The sequence below is a fragment of the Streptomyces sp. H27-C3 genome (assembly GCF_030063415.1).
In the GTDB taxonomy this organism is placed as follows: domain Bacteria; phylum Actinomycetota; class Actinomycetes; order Streptomycetales; family Streptomycetaceae; genus Streptomyces.
The window spans coordinates 44,292-58,713 of sequence record NZ_JASITA010000005.1; the positions used below are offsets into that span (position 1 = coordinate 44,292).

Consider the following 14,422-nt stretch of genomic DNA (forward strand, 5'->3'; position numbering starts at 1 on the left):
GGTGGGACGTACGGCAACCCACCCGGCAACGTATGAATAACGGGCTCAGCCGGAGGCCGGCGGGGTGGCGGTCGCCGTCCCCGCCTTTTTGCCCCTGTTCGCCTCGGTGACCCACTTCTTCAGGTTCGCCGGGGAGATCTCCTCGTCGCCCTTCTTCGGGAAGATCGCCTCGCCGTTGAGCAGCACGGTCGGCGTCCCGTTGAAGTTGCCCTTCTGGAACGCCTCATTGGATTTGCGCACCCAGCTGTCGTGCGCCCCGTCGTTCACACACTGCTTGAACGGGTCCGTGACGAGGCCGTCGACCTTGCCCGCCAGCTCGATCAGATGGCTGTTCTTGGCGAAGGCGTCGTCGGTCTCCGGTGGCTGGTTCTGGAAGAGCACGTCGTGGTACGGGGCGAACTTCCCGGCGTCCTGCGCGCACCCGGCCGCGTTGGCCGCGCGCAGCGAGCCTGTGCCGCTCATGTTTCCGTCGATGAGCGTGGCGAGGTGGTACTCGGCCTTGAGCTGACCCGCTTTCTCCAGCTCCTGGATGGTGGCCCGGAAGCCGTTCTCGAACTGGGCGCAGGCCGGACAGCGGAAGTCCTCCCAGACGGTGAGCGTGGACGGCGCGTCCGTCGCCCCCACCGGGACCATCGGGTCGCTCTTGGTGTCGGTGCCCTTGGGCGCGAGGAGCGGGCCGGCGGTGTCGCTCTTTCCCCCGTCCGAGTCGGAGTTCACGGCGAGCATGCCCACCACTGCGGCCAGCCCCAGCACACCCACCACGGCAGCGGACACGATCAGGGTCCGCCTGCGCCGGTCGCGGACCTTCTGCGCTTCGCGTTCCTGGATGAGCCGCTCACGGGCGGTTCGTTTTCCCTCAAAGTTCTTGTCGCTCACACCCGCAGCAACGAACCGGGGAGGCACACGCGTGCCTCCCCGGTCCAGGTCCACCCATACGAGCGAAACCGATCAGTTGTTCCTGCGCACGCCTTCGGCAAGTTCACCGGCGAGTGCCTGCACCGCGGTGAGGCCCGCGGCCTCGTCCTGCGCGTCCAGCATCAGCTTGACGAAGGCCGAGCCGACGATCACCCCGTCGGCGAACCCGGCGACCTCCTTGGCCTGTACGGCGTTGGAGACCCCGAGCCCGACACACACCGGCAGTTCGGTGGTGGCCCTGGTCCTGCGCACCAGGTCCTGGGCCTGCTCGCCCACCGAAACGCGGGTGCCGGTGACGCCCATCAGCGAGGCCGCGTAGACGAAACCGGAGCCCGCCGCCGTGATCGTGCCGAGGCGCTCGTCCTGGCTGCTGGGCGCGACCACGAAGACCGTGGCGAGCCCCAGCGCATCGGCGTGCTTGCGCCATTCCGCGGACTCCTGCACCGGCAGATCGGGCAGGATGCAGCCCGCGCCACCGGCCGCGGCCAGCTCGGCCGTGAAGCGTTCGATGCCGTACCGGTCGATCGGGTTCCAGTACGTCATGACGAGCACCGGCGCGCCGGTCGCCTCGTACGCCTCGCGCACCGTGCGCAGCACGTCGGCGATCTTCACGCCGCCGCGCAGCGCGATGTCGTCGGCGGTCTGGATGACCGGGCCGTCGAGCACCGGGTCGCTGTGCGGCAGCCCGATCTCCACGACGTCCGCGCCGCCCGCCAGGACCGCCTTCACCGCCGCGATGCCGCCGTCCACGGTCGGGAACCCGGCCGGGAGGTAGGCGATGAGCGCGGCCCGGTCCTCGGACCTGGTCTTCGCGAGCGTGTCGCTCAACAGCTTGATGTTGCCGCTCACTTGGCGTCCTTCTGGATCTCGGCGGCGGCGTTGCCGGCGGAGGCGTCGGCCTCGACCGCGGCGTCGGTGGCGTACAGACCGAAGTAGCGGGCGGCCGTGTCCATGTCCTTGTCGCCGCGCCCGGACAGGTTGACCAGGATCAACCCGTCCTTGCCCAGTTCCTTGCCGAGCTCCAGCGCACCGGCGAGCGCGTGGGCGCTCTCGATGGCCGGGATGATGCCCTCGGTGCGGGACAGCAGGAGCAGCGACTGCATCGCCGCGTCGTCCGTCACGGCCCGGTACTCGCCCCGCCCGCTGTCCTTGAGGTAGGCGTGCTCGGGGCCGATGCCCGGGTAGTCGAGGCCCGCCGAGATCGAGTAGGGCTCGGTGATCTGGCCCTCCTCGTCCTGCAGGACGTACGACCGTGAGCCGTGCAGGATGCCCGGCTCGCCCGCGGACAGGGTCGCCGCGTGCTCCCCGGTCTCGATGCCGTGCCCGGCGGGCTCGCAGCCGACGAGGCGTACGTCCGCGTCCGGGATGAAGGCGTGGAAGAGGCCGATGGCGTTGGAGCCGCCGCCGACGCAGGCGACCGCCGCGTCGGGCAGCCGTCCGGCGCGCTCCAGGATCTGGCGGCGGGCCTCCACGCCGATGACGCGGTGGAAGTCGCGGACCATCGCGGGGAAGGGGTGCGGTCCCGCGACGGTGCCGAAGAGGTAGTGCGTACGGTCCACATTGGCGACCCAGTCGCGGAACGCCTCGTTGATGGCGTCCTTCAGGGTGCGGCTGCCGGACTTCACGGCGACGACCTCGGCGCCGAGCATCCGCATCCGGGCGACGTTGAGCGCCTGGCGCTCGGTGTCGATCTCGCCCATGTAGACGGTGCATTCGAGGCCGAAGAGCGCGCAGGCGGTGGCGGTGGCGACGCCGTGCTGGCCCGCGCCGGTCTCCGCGATGACCCGGGTCTTGCCCATGCGCTTGGTGAGGAGCGCCTGGCCCAGCACATTATTGATCTTGTGTGAGCCGGTGTGGTTGAGGTCCTCGCGCTTGAGGAAGACCCGCGCTCCGCCCGCGTGTTCGGCGAACCGCGGCACCTCGGTGAGCGCGCTCGGACGGCCGGTGTAGTTGACCATGAGCTCGTTCAGCTCGGCCGCGAAGGCCGGGTCCGACTTGGCCTTGTCGTATTCGACGGCGACCTCGTCGACCGCGGCGACCAGCGCCTCGGGGATGAATTTGCCGCCGTACGCGCCGAAATAGCCCTCGGCGTTGGGGATGTGACCCTCGGGGTCCGGAATGAAGAAGTCAGAAGACATCCGACGCACTCCTCAGAAGGGGCTCGCGCCCCATGAATCAACGGGTGGGCTTCGCCTATGCGCCGTGCGAGGGATGAAACGGGTACGTGATCACGTGTACCGGCATGCCAGGTTCGCTACGACGCGCCTTCGGCCCGCCATCGCATGCCGTTGATCTGGCCGGGCTCCGCACCGATGTGGAAGCGCACCCGGCGTCCCAGTACCCGCCGCGCCGGCGCCCTGCACCCACGCGGGCGGCACCCGCGCGCCAGCGGCGCGTGCGGGTCGCGGACCCGCGCCACGGACGGGCGCGGGCCCGGCCGGGTGCGGGTGCGGGTGGCGGGGCGGCGGGGAGCGGTCATGGGGTGGGGTCAGCTCCGCCCGTGGCGCAGCGCGGGGTGGGCGCCCGCGGCGACCAGGTCGGCGACGGCGCCCTTCGGGTCGCGGCCGGTGACCAGGGACTCGCCCACGAGGACCGCGTCGGCGCCCGCGTTGGCGTACGCGATGAGGTCGTGCGGGCCGCGCACGCCGGACTCGGCGATGGTGACGATGTGCGCCGGGATCTCGGGGGCGACGCGCTCGAAGACACCGCGGTCGACCTTGAGCGTCTTGAGGTCGCGTGCGTTGACCCCGATGATCTTCGCGCCGGCCCCGACCGCGCGCTCGACCTCGTCCTCGTCGTGGACCTCGACCAGCGGGGTGAGGCCGATGGACTCGGCCCGCTCGATGAGGGAGACCAGGGCCTCCTGCTCCAGGGCCGCGACGATCAGCAGCGCCAGGTCTGCGCCGTACGCCCGTGCCTCCCACAGCTGGTAGGCCGTGACCATGAAGTCCTTGCGCAGCAGCGGCACGTCGACCCTGGCACGTACGGCTTCCAGGTCGGCCAGCGAGCCGCCGAAGCGGCGCTGCTCGGTCAGCACGGAGATGACGGCGGCGCCGCCCGCCTCGTAGTCGGCCGCGAGGCCTGCCGGGTCGGCGATCGCGGCGAGCGCGCCCTTCGACGGGCTGGAGCGCTTGACCTCACAGATGACCTTGACACCGTCGCCGCGCAACGCGGCGACACCGTCCTTCGCCTGTGGGGCCTTGGCCGCGCGATCCTTGAGCTCGTCGAGGCTGACGCGTGTCTGCCGCTCTGCGAGGTCGGCGAGGACGCCTTCGATGATCTCGTCGAGCACACTCACGCGAGCGGCCCCCTTTCGGGACAGTGATGGTGGACCAGGATCAGCCATACCGATGGTATCCGCAGGAGGCCCAAGGTCTCGCATCCGGTGGGCGCCAATCCCACCACCTGGGACTTCACGGAGCGAGCGCCGAGCCGAACGGCAGATTCCGGACGATGCTGAAGATCGCGGCCACGGCGCCCAGAGACCACCAGAAGACCGGTTTCACAGTGATCCGCATCGGCAGTCCGCGGGCGGAACGAACCACCCATACGGCCCACAGCGCGGCGCAGATCGCGTAGCCGACGACGGCCATGGCGTTGGCCCCGAACGCCCCGGCCAGGTCGCCGGTGGCGACTCCGTGCGCGCTGCGCAGACCGCCGCAGCCGGGGCAGTAGATGCCGGTGAGCTGGAGCAGTGGGCAGGCCGGGTAGTGGCCCGGCTCGTTGGGGTCGACCGTGCCGACGTAGGTGAAGGCCGCGGCGACACCCGCGAGGGTGACGAGCGGCGTCAGCAGCCGCCGGGCGAGCGGCGCCGGGGCTGTCGCGGGCGGCGGCGAGGGGGCGGGGGCGGGCGAAGGCTTGGCATCCACGGGGCGATTGTCCCTGCTCACGAGGAAAGGCGCAGCCCGACCGGGCTGCGCCTTTCCTCGAAACCCGCGAAGGCCGGATTTCGGTACTTCTCGACCGGGCGACCGATGGTCGACCGACCCGTCAGCGGGTCTGCATCTGCCCGGCTTCGATCCTGGCCTGGCGCACCACGTCGGACTCCTTCGGGGCGCCGAGGCCCGCGGCGCTCATGGCCAGACCGACAACGAGACTCAGCAGTATCACGGCCAGGCCGGCCCAGACGCCGAGCGGGTTGGCCAGCACCATGAAGGTGCCCGAAACGCAGAAACCGATGAAAGCGATGGTGACACCGGTCCAGGCGGCCGGGGTGTGTCCGTGGCTGCTGCCCGCCATGAGTTGCTCCTCGTTGCTGTTGCTCTGTGGTGAGTCGTGGTGAGTGGGTGCTCGCGGCCCATTGTCCCGTACCCGGGCCCGTGGGTGGAGCCCGGGGTCATGCGTCGCGCGTCGGGTCCTCGCCGCGGTCGAGGGCCTTCCAGAGCTCTTCGGGCCGCTCCGGGTCCGGGGCCACGCGCGGGGCCTTGCGGGGCCTGGGGCTGCCGTCGCGCTCGTAACGCCCGGACATGGCGGGCCAGTTCCGGCCGCGGAACAGGGCGAGCAGCCCGGCGAGCAGGATCAGCAGGCCGCCGACCGCGGTCACGTACGGCCAGGCGGTGTGGGTCAGGGCGGCGGCAGCGGCAGTGGCGTCGCCCGTGGCCGTGGCGGCCTTCTCGTCGAGCGCCGAGCTGTCGGACGCGCCCAGGTACGCGGAGACCGCGGCGCCCGCGCCACTCAGCGCGAGCAGCGCGGAGACCAGCAGCCGACCGGCGCGGCGGACGGCGAACACCGCGACGAGCGCGGCCAGGCCGACGATGGCCAGCGCGGCGGGGGCGCCGGTGATGTCCTGCCCGTCGGCGACCAGTGGCAGCGAGCCGCCGCCCACGGAGGCCGTGCCCTCGGCCCAGGGCCGGCCCGCGGCGAGCAGTACGACGACGGCGCCGACGGCGCCGGACAGAAGGGCGACGGCGAGACTGCGGCGGCCGGTCGACACGGCCGGTCCGGTCTCACCGCGCGGAAGCGGAAGGGGCACTGGGGCGGGGGATGCGGCACTCACGTCCCCCACTATCCCCTACGCCAGGTTCAGCCCCCGAGGCGGTTCGCCGTGTGCACCGCGCGCAGCACCGCGGCCGCCTTGTTGCGGCACTCGGTGTCCTCGGCGACCGGGTCGGAGTCGGCCACCACACCCGCTCCGGCCTGCACGTACGCCGTGCCGTCGCGGAGCAGCGCGGTCCGGATGGCGATGGCGGTGTCGGAGTCGCCGGCGAAGTCGAGATAGCCGACGCAGCCGCCGTACAGGCCGCGGCGGGAGGGCTCGACCTCCTCGATGATCTGCATGGCGCGGGGCTTGGGTGCGCCGGAGAGGGTCCCGGCGGGGAAGCACGCGGTCAGTACGTCGAAGGCGCCGTGGCCCGGCGCGATCTGGCCGGTCACGGTCGAGACGATGTGCATGACGTGGCTGTAGCGCTCGACCGACATGAAGTCGACCACCTCCACGCTGCCGGGCTCGCAGACCCGGCCGAGGTCGTTGCGGCCCAGGTCGACGAGCATCAGGTGCTCGGCCCGCTCCTTGGGGTCGGCGAGCAGCTCGTCGGCGAGGTCCTGGTCCTCCTGCGGCGTAGTGCCGCGCGGCCTGGTCCCGGCGATCGGGTGCAGCATGGCGCGGCCGTTCTCGACCTTGACGAGCGCCTCGGGGCTGGATCCGACGACGTCGAAGCCGTCGAAGCGGAAGAGGTACATGTACGGCGACGGGTTGGTGGCGCGCAGCACCCGGTAGACGTCCAGCGCGCTCGCGGTGCACGGGGTCTCGAAGCGCTGGGAGGGGACGACCTGGAAGGCCTCGCCCGCACGGATGCGCTCCTTGATGTCCTCCACGACGGCCTGGTAGGCCTCGCCGCCCCACTGCTCGGTGTACGGCGGGAGCTCGGACGGCGGCAGCGCGGTGGGTTCGGAGGGGATCGCCTGTGCCAGGTCAGCCTGCATCGCGTCGAGGCGGCCGACGGCGTCGGCGTAGGCCTCGTCGACGCCCGTGTCGAGGTCGTTGTGGTTGATCGCGTTGGCGATCAGCAGGACGGTGCCCGAGCGGTGGTCGAGGACCGCGAGGTCCGAGGTGAGCAGCATCGTCAGCTCGGGGAGGCGTAGATCGTCGCGGGTGTGCTCGCCGATCTTCTCCAGGCGGCGTACGACGTCGTATCCGAGGTAGCCGACCATGCCGCCGGTGAACGGCGGCAGGTCGTCGCCCAGGTCGTGCGGGGTGTGCAGGGTCTCGACGGTGGCGCGCAGCGCGTCCAGCGGGTCGCCTTCCAGTGGTACGCCGACGGGCGGGGTGCCGAGCCAGTGCGCCCGGCCGTCACGCGCGGTGAGGGTCGCGGCGCTGCGTACACCGACGAAGGAGTAGCGGGACCAGGAGCGGCCGTTCTCGGCGGACTCCAGCAGGAACGTGCCGGGGCGCTCCGCGGCGAGCTTGCGGTAGAGCCCGACAGGGGTGTCGCCGTCCGCGAGCAGTCTGCGGCTGACGGGGATGACACGACGGTCGACGGCAAGCTTGCGGAAGGTCTCCAGATCCATGAGCGCAGACCCTACTGGCCGGAAGAGTGTCCGGGAGACTCTCCCAGAGGCAGCACATCCGCGTCGAAACAGGTGCGCGCGCCGGTGTGGCAGGCGGCGCCGACCTGGTCGACCCGGACGAGGAGGGTGTCGGCGTCGCAGTCCAGGGCGACGGACTTGACGTGCTGGAAGTGCCCCGAGGTGTCGCCCTTGACCCAGTACTCCTGGCGGCTGCGGCTCCAGTAGGTGCAGCGCCCCGTCGTGAGGGTGCGGTGCAGGGCCTCGTCGTCCATCCAGCCGAGCATCAGCACCTCGCCGGTGTCGTACTGCTGGGCGATGGCCGGGACCAGTCCGTCGGCGCTGCGCCTGAGGCGGGCGGCGAGGGCGGGGTCGAGGCTGCTGGGGCGAGGCGCGCTGGTCATGGTCCCCATTGTGCCGCGCGGGCGGGGCCCGGTGGACACGCAGTCCGGTCTCTGGACGGCCGGAGCGGGCACCCGCGGGGACATTGAACGCGCGGCGCCGTGGCAGTGAACGGTGGCGCGCCGTACGCTGGCCGTCATGTCGACCCATGCCAAGCGTGAACGACTTCTGCTCGCCGACCTGTTGGAGGCGGCGGGACCCGACGCCCTCACTCTGTGCGACGGCTGGAAGACCCACGAGCTAGCCGCTCATGTCGTGGTGCGTGAGCGCCGCCCCGATGCCGCGGGCGGAATCCTGCTGGGGGCCCTGAAGAACCGCCTGGAGCGGGTGCAGGCCGAGTTCGCCGCGAAGCCGTACGAGGAGCTGATCCAGCTCATCCGTACGGGTCCGCCACGGATGTCGCCGTACTCCCTCAAGCAGCTGGACGAAGCGGCCAACACCATCGAGTTCTACGTCCACGCCGAGGACGTCAGGCGGGCGCAGCCCGACTGGACGCCCCGCGAGCTCGACGTGGTCTTCGCGAACGCCCTGTGGGGGCGGATCGAGAAGATGGCGCGGGTGCTGGGCCGCAAGGCCCCGGTGGGCCTGGTGCTGCGCCGCCCGGACGGGCAGACGGCGGTGGCGCACCGGGGGACGCCGGTGGTGACGGTCACCGGCGAGCCCGGGGAGCTGGTGCTCTTCGCCTTCGGCCGGCAGGACGCGGCGCGGGTGGAGGTGGAGGGCGACAAGGAAGCGGTGGCCCGCCTGCACGAGACCAAGCCCGGTATCTCGTAGCTCTCCCACGTGCCGGCGGGCGGCGCGGCGCTACCTGACGGGGTGGCCCGCCTCCCGCAGGGTGTTCTTGACCTCGGAGATCCGCAGGTCGCCGAAGTGGAAGACGGAGGCGGCCAGCACCGCGTCCGCGCCCGCCGCGACGGCCGGCGCGAAGTGGTCGAGCTTGCCGGCGCCGCCGCTCGCGATCACCGGCACGGTGACATGGGCACGCACGGCCGCGATCATCTCGGTGTCGTAGCCGTCCTTGGTGCCGTCGGCGTCCATCGAGTTGAGCAGGATCTCGCCGGCGCCGAGCTCGGCGGCCCGGTGCGCCCACTCGACGGCGTCGATGCCGGCGGACCTGCGGCCACCGTGCGTGGTGACCTCGAAGGTGCCGGCCGCGGTGCGGCGGGCGTCCACCGACAGGACGAGCACCTGACGCCCGAAGCGCTCCGCGATCTCGCGGATCAGCTCGGGGCGGGCGATGGCGGCGGTGTTGACGCCGACCTTGTCGGCGCCGGCCCGCAGCAGCTTGTCGACGTCCTCGGTGGTGCGGACACCACCGCCGACGGTCAGCGGGATGAAGACCTGCTCGGCGGTGCGGCGCACCACGTCGTACGTGGTCTCGCGGTTGCCGGAGGACGCGGTGATGTCGAGGAAGGTCAGCTCGTCGGCGCCCTCGGCGTCGTACAGCTTGGCCATCTCCACCGGGTCGCCGGCGTCGCGGAGATTCTGGAAGTTGACGCCCTTGACGACCCGGCCGTTGTCGACGTCCAGGCAGGGGATGACGCGGATCGCGAGGGTCATGACTCGGGTGCTCCTCGGAAGGCTTCGACCTCGACCTCGACGACCTGACTGGGGTCCACGAGGCCGGAAACAATGATCATTGAGGCGGCCGGGCGGACGTCGTCGAACAGCTCCTTGTGGGCGCGGCCGACATCGTCCACGTCCCGGGCGTGGGTGAGGTACATCCGGGTGCGCACCACGTGCTCCCGGCCGAGGCCGAGCTCCTCCAGGGCGGCGACGGCCACCCCGAACGCGATGACGGTCTGCTCGTAGGGCGTGCCTTCGGCGATCCGGCCGTCGGCGGTCGACGTACAGCCGGACACCAGGACAAGACCGTTGGGCAGCGCCACCGCGCGCGAGTAGCCGAAGATCTCCTCCCACGGGGCACCGGACGACACACGGCGTACTTCGGTCATGAGGACACAGCCTCCAGCGCTTCTTCGAGGGTGAACGCCTTCGCGTACAGCGCCTTTCCCACGATCGCACCCTCCACGCCGTCCGGCACCAGCGAGGCGATGGCCCGCAGGTCGTCGAGGGAGGAGACACCGCCGGAGGCGACGACGGGCTTGTCGGTGGCGGCGCAGACGTTCTTCAGGAGGTCCAGGTTGGGGCCCTGGAGCGTGCCGTCCTTGGCGATGTCGGTGACGACGTAGCGCGCGCAGCCCTCGGCGTCGAGGCGGTCCAGCGTCTCGAAGAGGTCGCCGCCGTCGCGGGTCCAGCCGCGGCCGCGCAGGGTCGTTCCGCGTACGTCCAGGCCGACCGCGATCTTGTCGCCGTGCTCGGCGATGACCTTGGCGACCCACTCGGGGGTCTCCAGCGCGGCCGTGCCGAGGTTGACGCGGCGGCAGCCGGTGGCGAGGGCCGCGGCGAGTGAGGCGTCGTCGCGGATGCCGCCGGACAGCTCGACCTTGATGTCCATGGAGCGTGCGACCTCGGCGATCTGCGCCCTGTTGTCGCCGGTGCCGAAGGCCGCGTCGAGGTCGACGAGGTGCAGCCACTCGGCGCCGGACCGCTGCCAGGCGAGTGCGGCCTGGAGCGGGTCGCCGTAGGACGTCTCGGAGCCGGATTCGCCGTGGACGAGGCGCACGGCCTGACCGTCGCGGACGTCTACGGCGGGGAGGAGTTCGAGCTTCGCGGAGGGCATCAGAGGGTTCCGATCCAGTTGGTCAGCAGCTGGGCGCCGGCGTCGCCGGACTTCTCGGGGTGGAACTGGGTCGCCCACAGCGCCCCGTTCTCGACGGCAGCCACGAAGGGCTCGCCGTGCGTGGCCCAGGTGACCCTGGGGACGCGGATCTTGGCGTTGGTGACTTCCAGGCTCCAGTCGTGCACGGCGTAGGAGTGCACGAAGTAGAAGCGCGCTTCGGCGTCGAGGCCTGCGAAGAGCTCGCTGTCCTTGGCGGCCTCGACGGTGTTCCACCCCATGTGGGGGACGATCGGCGCCTGGAGCGGGCCGACCGTGCCGGGCCACTCGTCGAGGCCCTCGGTCTCCACGCCGTGCTCGATGCCGCGCTCGAAGAGGATCTGCATGCCGACGCAGATGCCCATGACGGGGCGCCCGCCGGCCAGCCTGCGGCCGACGATCCAGTCGCCGCGGGCGTCCTTCAGGCCCTTCATGCAGGCCGAGAAGGCACCGACGCCGGGGACCAGCAGGCCGTCGGCGTTCATGGCCCGGTCGAAGTCGCGGGTGATCTCGACGTCCGCGCCGACGTGGGCGAGGGCGCGCTCCGCGGAGCGGACATTGCCGAAGCCGTAGTCGAAGACGACGACTTTCTTCGCTTCGCTCATCCCCAGAGTCCCTGGATCCGCATGATGCCGGCGGCCAGGCACATCACGGCGCCGAGGCCGAGCAGCACGATGACGCCCTTGGGCAGCTGCTGCTTCCAGAAGGAGTACACGCCGCCGAGGAGGAAGAGTCCGACAACGATGAGGATGGTGTTCAGGCCGGTCACAGTGCGCCCTTGGTCGAGGGGAGGATGCCGGCGGCACGCGGGTCGTGCTCGCACGCGTAGCGCAGGGCGCGGGCCAGGGCCTTGAACTGGCACTCCACGATGTGGTGCGCGTTGCGCCCGTACGGGACGTGCACGTGCAGGGCGATCTGCGCCTGCGCGACGAAGGACTCCAGGATGTGCCGGGTCATCGTCGTGTCGTACTCGCCGATCATCGGCGCCATGTTCTCGGGCTCGGTGTGCACGAGGTACGGGCGTCCGGAGAGGTCCACGGTGACCTGGGCGAGCGACTCGTCCAGCGGCACCGTGCAGTTGCCGAAGCGGTAGATGCCGACCTTGTCGCCGAGGGCCTGCTTGAAGGCGGCGCCGATCGCCAGCGCGGTGTCCTCGATGGTGTGGTGCGAGTCGATGTGCAGATCGCCGTCGGTCTTCACGGTGAGGTCGAAGAGGCCGTGGCGGCCTAGCTGGTCGAGCATGTGGTCGTAGAAGCCGACGCCTGTCGACACATCGACCTTGCCGGTGCCATCGAGGTTGAGCTCGACGACGACCGAAGTCTCCTTGGTGGTGCGCTCCACGCGTCCCACGCGTCCTACGCGGCTCATGCGCTCTGCTCCTTCGTCATTTCGCGTACCGCATCGAGGAACGCGTCGTTCTCGGCCGGGGTGCCGGCGGTGACCCGGAGCCAGCCCGGTACGCCGTTGTCACGGACCAGGACGCCCTGGTCGAGGATCTGCTGCCATGCCGTGTGGGAGTCGTCGAAGCGGCCGAACTGCACGAAGTTCGCGTCCGAGTCGGTGACCTCGCGGCCCATGGCGCGCAACTCGGTGACCAGGCGGTCCCGCTCGGTCTTGAGCTGCTCGACGTACCCGAGCAGGGTATCGGTGTGTTCGAGGGCGGCGAGCGCGGTGGCCTGGGTGACGGAGGACAGGTGGTACGGCAGGCGCACCAGCTGTACGGCGTCGACCACCGCGGGGTCGGCGGCCAGATAGCCCAGGCGCAGGCCCGCGGCGCCGAAGGCCTTGGACATGGTGCGGGAGAGGACCAGGGTCGGGCGGCCCTCGATCAGCGGCAGCAGGGAGGGGTGGTGGCTGAACTCGCCGTACGCCTCGTCGACCACGACCAGGGTCGGTTTGACCGCCTGCGCCGCGTCGTACAGCGCGAGGACGGTGTCGGCCTCGACGGCCGTGCCCGTGGGGTTGTTGGGCGAGGTGATGAAGACGACGTCGGGCCGCTGCTCGGCGATGGCGTGGCGGGCCGCCGCCACATCGATGGTGAAGTCCTCCCTGCGCGGCCCGGAGATCCAGCCGGTGCCGGTGCCCCGGGAGATGAGGGCGTGCATCGAGTACGAGGGCTCGAAGCCCATGGCGGTCCTGCCGGGTCCGCCGAAGGTCTGCAGCAGCTGCTGGATGACCTCGTTGGAGCCGTTGGCCGCCCAGACGTTGGCCGCGGCGACCTCGTGTCCCGCGGTGCGGGTGAGGTAGCGGGCCAGCTCGGTGCGCAGCTCGACCGCGTCCCGGTCCGGGTAGCGGTTGAGTGCGCGGGCGGCCTCCCGGACGCGCTCGGCGATCCGCTCGACGAGCGCCTCGGGCAGCGGGTACGGATTCTCGTTGGTGTTCAGCCGCACCGGTACGTCGAGCTGGGGCGCGCCGTAGGGGGACTTGCCGCGCAGCTCGTCACGGACGGGCAGATCATCGATGCGGGTGACACGGGGGCCGCGGGTCATCGCTGCGGCACCTTCCATCCGTCGAAGCGGGCCTTCACGGCGGCGCCGTGCGCGGGCAGGTCCTCGGCGTTGGCGAGGGTCACCACGTGGTGCGCGACGTCCGCGAGCGCGTCGCGGGTGTAGTCCACGATGTGGATGCCGCGCAGGAAGGACTGCACGGACAGGCCCGAGGAGTGGCAGGCGCAGCCGCCGGTCGGCAGGACGTGGTTGGAGCCCGCGCAATAGTCGCCGAGGGAGACGGGTGACCACGGTCCGACGAAGATCGCGCCCGCGTTGCGCACCCGGTCGGCCACCGCGGCGGCGTCGGCCGTCTGGATCTCCAGGTGCTCCGCGCCGTACGCGTCGACGACCCGCAGGCCCTCGTCGAGCCCGTCGACCAGCACGATCGCGGACTGCCTGCCCGCGAGCGCCGGTTCGATCCGGTCCGCGCGGTGCTTGCTGGCAGCCACCTGCGGAGCCAGCTCCTTCTCGACCGCGTCGGCCAGTGCGACGGAGTCGGTGACCAGGACGGCGGCGGCGAGCGGGTCGTGCTCGGCCTGGCTGATCAGGTCGGCGGCGATGTGCACCGGGTCCGCGGTGTCGTCCGCGAGGACCGCGATCTCGGTCGGGCCCGCCTCGGTGTCGATGCCGATGCGCCCGGTGAAGTAGCGCTTGGCCGCAGCCACCCAGATGTTGCCGGGCCCGGTGACCATGTTGGCGGGGGCGCAGCCGTCGGGGCCCGAGGTCCCGTAGGCGAACATCGCCACGGCCTGGGCGCCGCCCGCCGCGTACACCTCGTCGATGCCGAGCAGCGCGCAGGCCGCCAGGATCGTGGGGTGCGGCAGTCCGCCGAAGGCGGCCTGCGGCGGGGAGGCCAGCGCGATGGACGGGACGCCCGCCTCCTGCGCGGGCACCACATTCATGATCACGGAGGAGGGGTACACGGAGAGGCCGCCGGGCGCGTAGAGCCCGACCCGGTCGACGGGCACCCACTTCTCGGTGACCGTGCCGCCGGGGACGACCTGGGTGGTGTGCGTGGTGCGGCGCTGCTCTCGGTGGACCAGGCGGGCCCGCCTGATCGATTCCTCCAGGGCCGCCCGAACGACGGGGTCGAGCTCGGCGAGCGCGTCGCTCAGCGCCCGCGCGGGAACCCGCACCCGCTCCAGCTTCACGCCGTCGAACTTCTCCGCGTAGTCGATCAGCGCCGCGGTGCCCCGATGATGGACGTCCTCGCAGATCGGCCGCACCTTCTCCAGGGCGGCTTCCACGTCGAACTCGGCACGGGGCAGCAGGCCGCGCAGGTCGGCGCCCTCGGGGAGGGCGTCACCGCGCAGATCGATTCGAGAGATCACACGGTCAATTCTCTCAGACCGCTTCCCGGTACCGGACGTCTGTATCACTGACTGATACCGAC

The 14,422-nt window shown here is 71.3% G+C and carries 19 protein-coding genes; 1 reads left to right on the forward strand and 18 read right to left on the reverse strand.

The window, feature by feature from the left end; all coding sequences use genetic code 11:
- Positions 1-45 precede the first annotated feature (45 nt).
- The 10 genes from QMK30_RS06290 to hisI form a co-directional block, all read right to left on the reverse strand.
- On the reverse strand, positions 46-876 hold the full coding sequence (locus tag QMK30_RS06290) for a thioredoxin domain-containing protein (RefSeq protein WP_283516159.1): 831 nt from the start codon (positions 874-876) through the stop codon (positions 46-48).
- Between the two features lie 72 nt (positions 877-948).
- Positions 949-1,764 carry a tryptophan synthase subunit alpha gene (trpA, locus tag QMK30_RS06295; protein WP_283516160.1) on the reverse strand — a complete coding sequence of 272 codons (816 nt, stop codon included), beginning with the start codon at positions 1,762-1,764 and terminating at the stop codon, positions 949-951.
- Complete coding sequence (gene trpB / locus QMK30_RS06300) at positions 1,761-3,053, reverse strand: tryptophan synthase subunit beta (RefSeq protein WP_283516161.1); 1,293 nt, start codon at positions 3,051-3,053, stop codon at positions 1,761-1,763. The genes trpA and trpB overlap by 4 nt, the downstream gene beginning before the upstream one ends.
- A 116-nt stretch (positions 3,054-3,169) precedes the next feature.
- Positions 3,170-3,394: a tryptophan biosynthesis modulator TrpM gene (gene trpM / locus QMK30_RS06305; RefSeq protein WP_283516162.1), complete on the reverse strand. Its 225-nt coding sequence runs from the start codon at positions 3,392-3,394 to the stop codon at positions 3,170-3,172.
- A gap of 9 nt (positions 3,395-3,403) precedes the next feature.
- Positions 3,404-4,213, reverse strand: a complete 810-nt coding sequence (trpC, locus tag QMK30_RS06310) for an indole-3-glycerol phosphate synthase TrpC (RefSeq protein ID WP_283516163.1) — start codon at positions 4,211-4,213, stop codon at positions 3,404-3,406.
- 115 nt (positions 4,214-4,328) lie between these two features.
- Positions 4,329-4,784 carry a DUF2752 domain-containing protein gene (locus QMK30_RS06315; RefSeq protein WP_283516164.1) on the reverse strand — a complete coding sequence of 152 codons (456 nt, stop codon included), beginning with the start codon at positions 4,782-4,784 and terminating at the stop codon, positions 4,329-4,331.
- A gap of 121 nt (positions 4,785-4,905) precedes the next feature.
- The gene (locus QMK30_RS06320) at positions 4,906-5,154 is read right to left on the reverse strand and encodes an HGxxPAAW family protein (protein WP_283516165.1); all 249 of its coding nucleotides are present in this window, start codon (positions 5,152-5,154) and stop codon (positions 4,906-4,908) included.
- A 97-nt stretch (positions 5,155-5,251) separates the two neighbouring features.
- Positions 5,252-5,920: a TIGR02234 family membrane protein gene (locus QMK30_RS06325; RefSeq protein ID WP_502963076.1), complete on the reverse strand. Its 669-nt coding sequence runs from the start codon at positions 5,918-5,920 to the stop codon at positions 5,252-5,254.
- Between the two features lie 17 nt (positions 5,921-5,937).
- Positions 5,938-7,422, reverse strand: coding sequence for an anthranilate synthase component I (locus QMK30_RS06330; RefSeq protein ID WP_283516166.1), 1,485 nt, complete (start codon positions 7,420-7,422; stop codon positions 5,938-5,940).
- 11 nt (positions 7,423-7,433) lie between these two features.
- Positions 7,434-7,823, reverse strand: coding sequence for a phosphoribosyl-AMP cyclohydrolase (hisI, locus tag QMK30_RS06335; protein WP_283516167.1), 390 nt, complete (start codon positions 7,821-7,823; stop codon positions 7,434-7,436).
- A 136-nt stretch (positions 7,824-7,959) separates the two neighbouring features.
- On the opposite strand from hisI, the gene QMK30_RS06340 reads away from it, so the two are divergent.
- Entirely contained in the window at positions 7,960-8,595 is a 636-nt protein-coding gene (locus tag QMK30_RS06340; RefSeq protein ID WP_283516168.1) for a TIGR03085 family metal-binding protein, read from the forward strand.
- 30 nt (positions 8,596-8,625) lie between these two features.
- Here the strand turns inward: QMK30_RS06340 and hisF are convergent, their stop codons facing one another.
- Genes hisF through hisD form a run of 8 tightly spaced genes read right to left on the reverse strand, consistent with a single transcriptional unit; the run spans position 8,626 to position 14,360 of the window.
- Positions 8,626-9,381, reverse strand: a complete 756-nt coding sequence (gene hisF, locus QMK30_RS06345) for an imidazole glycerol phosphate synthase subunit HisF (protein WP_283516169.1) — start codon at positions 9,379-9,381, stop codon at positions 8,626-8,628.
- Entirely contained in the window at positions 9,378-9,776 is a 399-nt protein-coding gene (locus QMK30_RS06350; protein WP_283516170.1) for a RidA family protein, read from the reverse strand. The genes hisF and QMK30_RS06350 overlap by 4 nt, the downstream gene beginning before the upstream one ends.
- Positions 9,773-10,504 (reverse strand): bifunctional 1-(5-phosphoribosyl)-5-((5-phosphoribosylamino)methylideneamino)imidazole-4-carboxamide isomerase/phosphoribosylanthranilate isomerase PriA, encoded by a 732-nt coding sequence (gene priA / locus QMK30_RS06355; protein ID WP_283516171.1) that lies wholly within the window; start codon positions 10,502-10,504, stop codon positions 9,773-9,775. Before priA ends, QMK30_RS06350 begins: the two co-directional genes overlap by 4 nt.
- The gene (gene hisH, locus QMK30_RS06360) at positions 10,504-11,151 is read right to left on the reverse strand and encodes an imidazole glycerol phosphate synthase subunit HisH (RefSeq protein ID WP_283516345.1); all 648 of its coding nucleotides are present in this window, start codon (positions 11,149-11,151) and stop codon (positions 10,504-10,506) included. Before hisH ends, priA begins: the two co-directional genes overlap by 1 nt.
- Positions 11,142-11,309 (reverse strand): CG2302 family histidine operon protein, encoded by a 168-nt coding sequence (locus QMK30_RS06365; RefSeq protein ID WP_283516172.1) that lies wholly within the window; start codon positions 11,307-11,309, stop codon positions 11,142-11,144. The genes hisH and QMK30_RS06365 overlap by 10 nt, the downstream gene beginning before the upstream one ends.
- On the reverse strand, positions 11,306-11,908 hold the full coding sequence (gene hisB / locus QMK30_RS06370) for an imidazoleglycerol-phosphate dehydratase HisB (protein WP_283516173.1): 603 nt from the start codon (positions 11,906-11,908) through the stop codon (positions 11,306-11,308). The genes QMK30_RS06365 and hisB overlap by 4 nt, the downstream gene beginning before the upstream one ends.
- The gene (locus QMK30_RS06375; RefSeq protein WP_283516174.1) at positions 11,905-13,029 is read right to left on the reverse strand and encodes a histidinol-phosphate transaminase; all 1,125 of its coding nucleotides are present in this window, start codon (positions 13,027-13,029) and stop codon (positions 11,905-11,907) included. The genes hisB and QMK30_RS06375 overlap by 4 nt, the downstream gene beginning before the upstream one ends.
- Positions 13,026-14,360 carry a histidinol dehydrogenase gene (gene hisD, locus QMK30_RS06380; RefSeq protein ID WP_283516175.1) on the reverse strand — a complete coding sequence of 445 codons (1,335 nt, stop codon included), beginning with the start codon at positions 14,358-14,360 and terminating at the stop codon, positions 13,026-13,028. Before hisD ends, QMK30_RS06375 begins: the two co-directional genes overlap by 4 nt.
- Between the last annotated feature and the right edge of the window lie 62 nt (positions 14,361-14,422).

What these genes read in the sequence shown, in the direction of transcription:
- trpB (WP_283516161.1), bottom strand. Translation starts at nt 3,053, where the DNA reads ATGTCTTCTGACTTCTTCATTCCGGACCCCGAGGGTCACATCCCCAAC.
- trpM (WP_283516162.1), bottom strand. Translation starts at nt 3,394, where the DNA reads ATGACCGCTCCCCGCCGCCCCGCCACCCGCACCCGCACCCGGCCGGGC.
- QMK30_RS06320 (WP_283516165.1), bottom strand. Translation starts at nt 5,154, where the DNA reads ATGGCGGGCAGCAGCCACGGACACACCCCGGCCGCCTGGACCGGTGTC.
- QMK30_RS06330 (WP_283516166.1), bottom strand. Translation starts at nt 7,422, where the DNA reads ATGGATCTGGAGACCTTCCGCAAGCTTGCCGTCGACCGTCGTGTCATC.
- hisI (WP_283516167.1), bottom strand. Translation starts at nt 7,823, where the DNA reads ATGACCAGCGCGCCTCGCCCCAGCAGCCTCGACCCCGCCCTCGCCGCC.
- QMK30_RS06340 (WP_283516168.1), top strand. Translation starts at nt 7,960, where the DNA reads ATGTCGACCCATGCCAAGCGTGAACGACTTCTGCTCGCCGACCTGTTG.
- hisF (WP_283516169.1), bottom strand. Translation starts at nt 9,381, where the DNA reads ATGACCCTCGCGATCCGCGTCATCCCCTGCCTGGACGTCGACAACGGC.
- QMK30_RS06350 (WP_283516170.1), bottom strand. Translation starts at nt 9,776, where the DNA reads ATGACCGAAGTACGCCGTGTGTCGTCCGGTGCCCCGTGGGAGGAGATC.
- priA (WP_283516171.1), bottom strand. Translation starts at nt 10,504, where the DNA reads ATGCCCTCCGCGAAGCTCGAACTCCTCCCCGCCGTAGACGTCCGCGAC.
- hisB (WP_283516173.1), bottom strand. Translation starts at nt 11,908, where the DNA reads ATGAGCCGCGTAGGACGCGTGGGACGCGTGGAGCGCACCACCAAGGAG.
- QMK30_RS06375 (WP_283516174.1), bottom strand. Translation starts at nt 13,029, where the DNA reads ATGACCCGCGGCCCCCGTGTCACCCGCATCGATGATCTGCCCGTCCGT.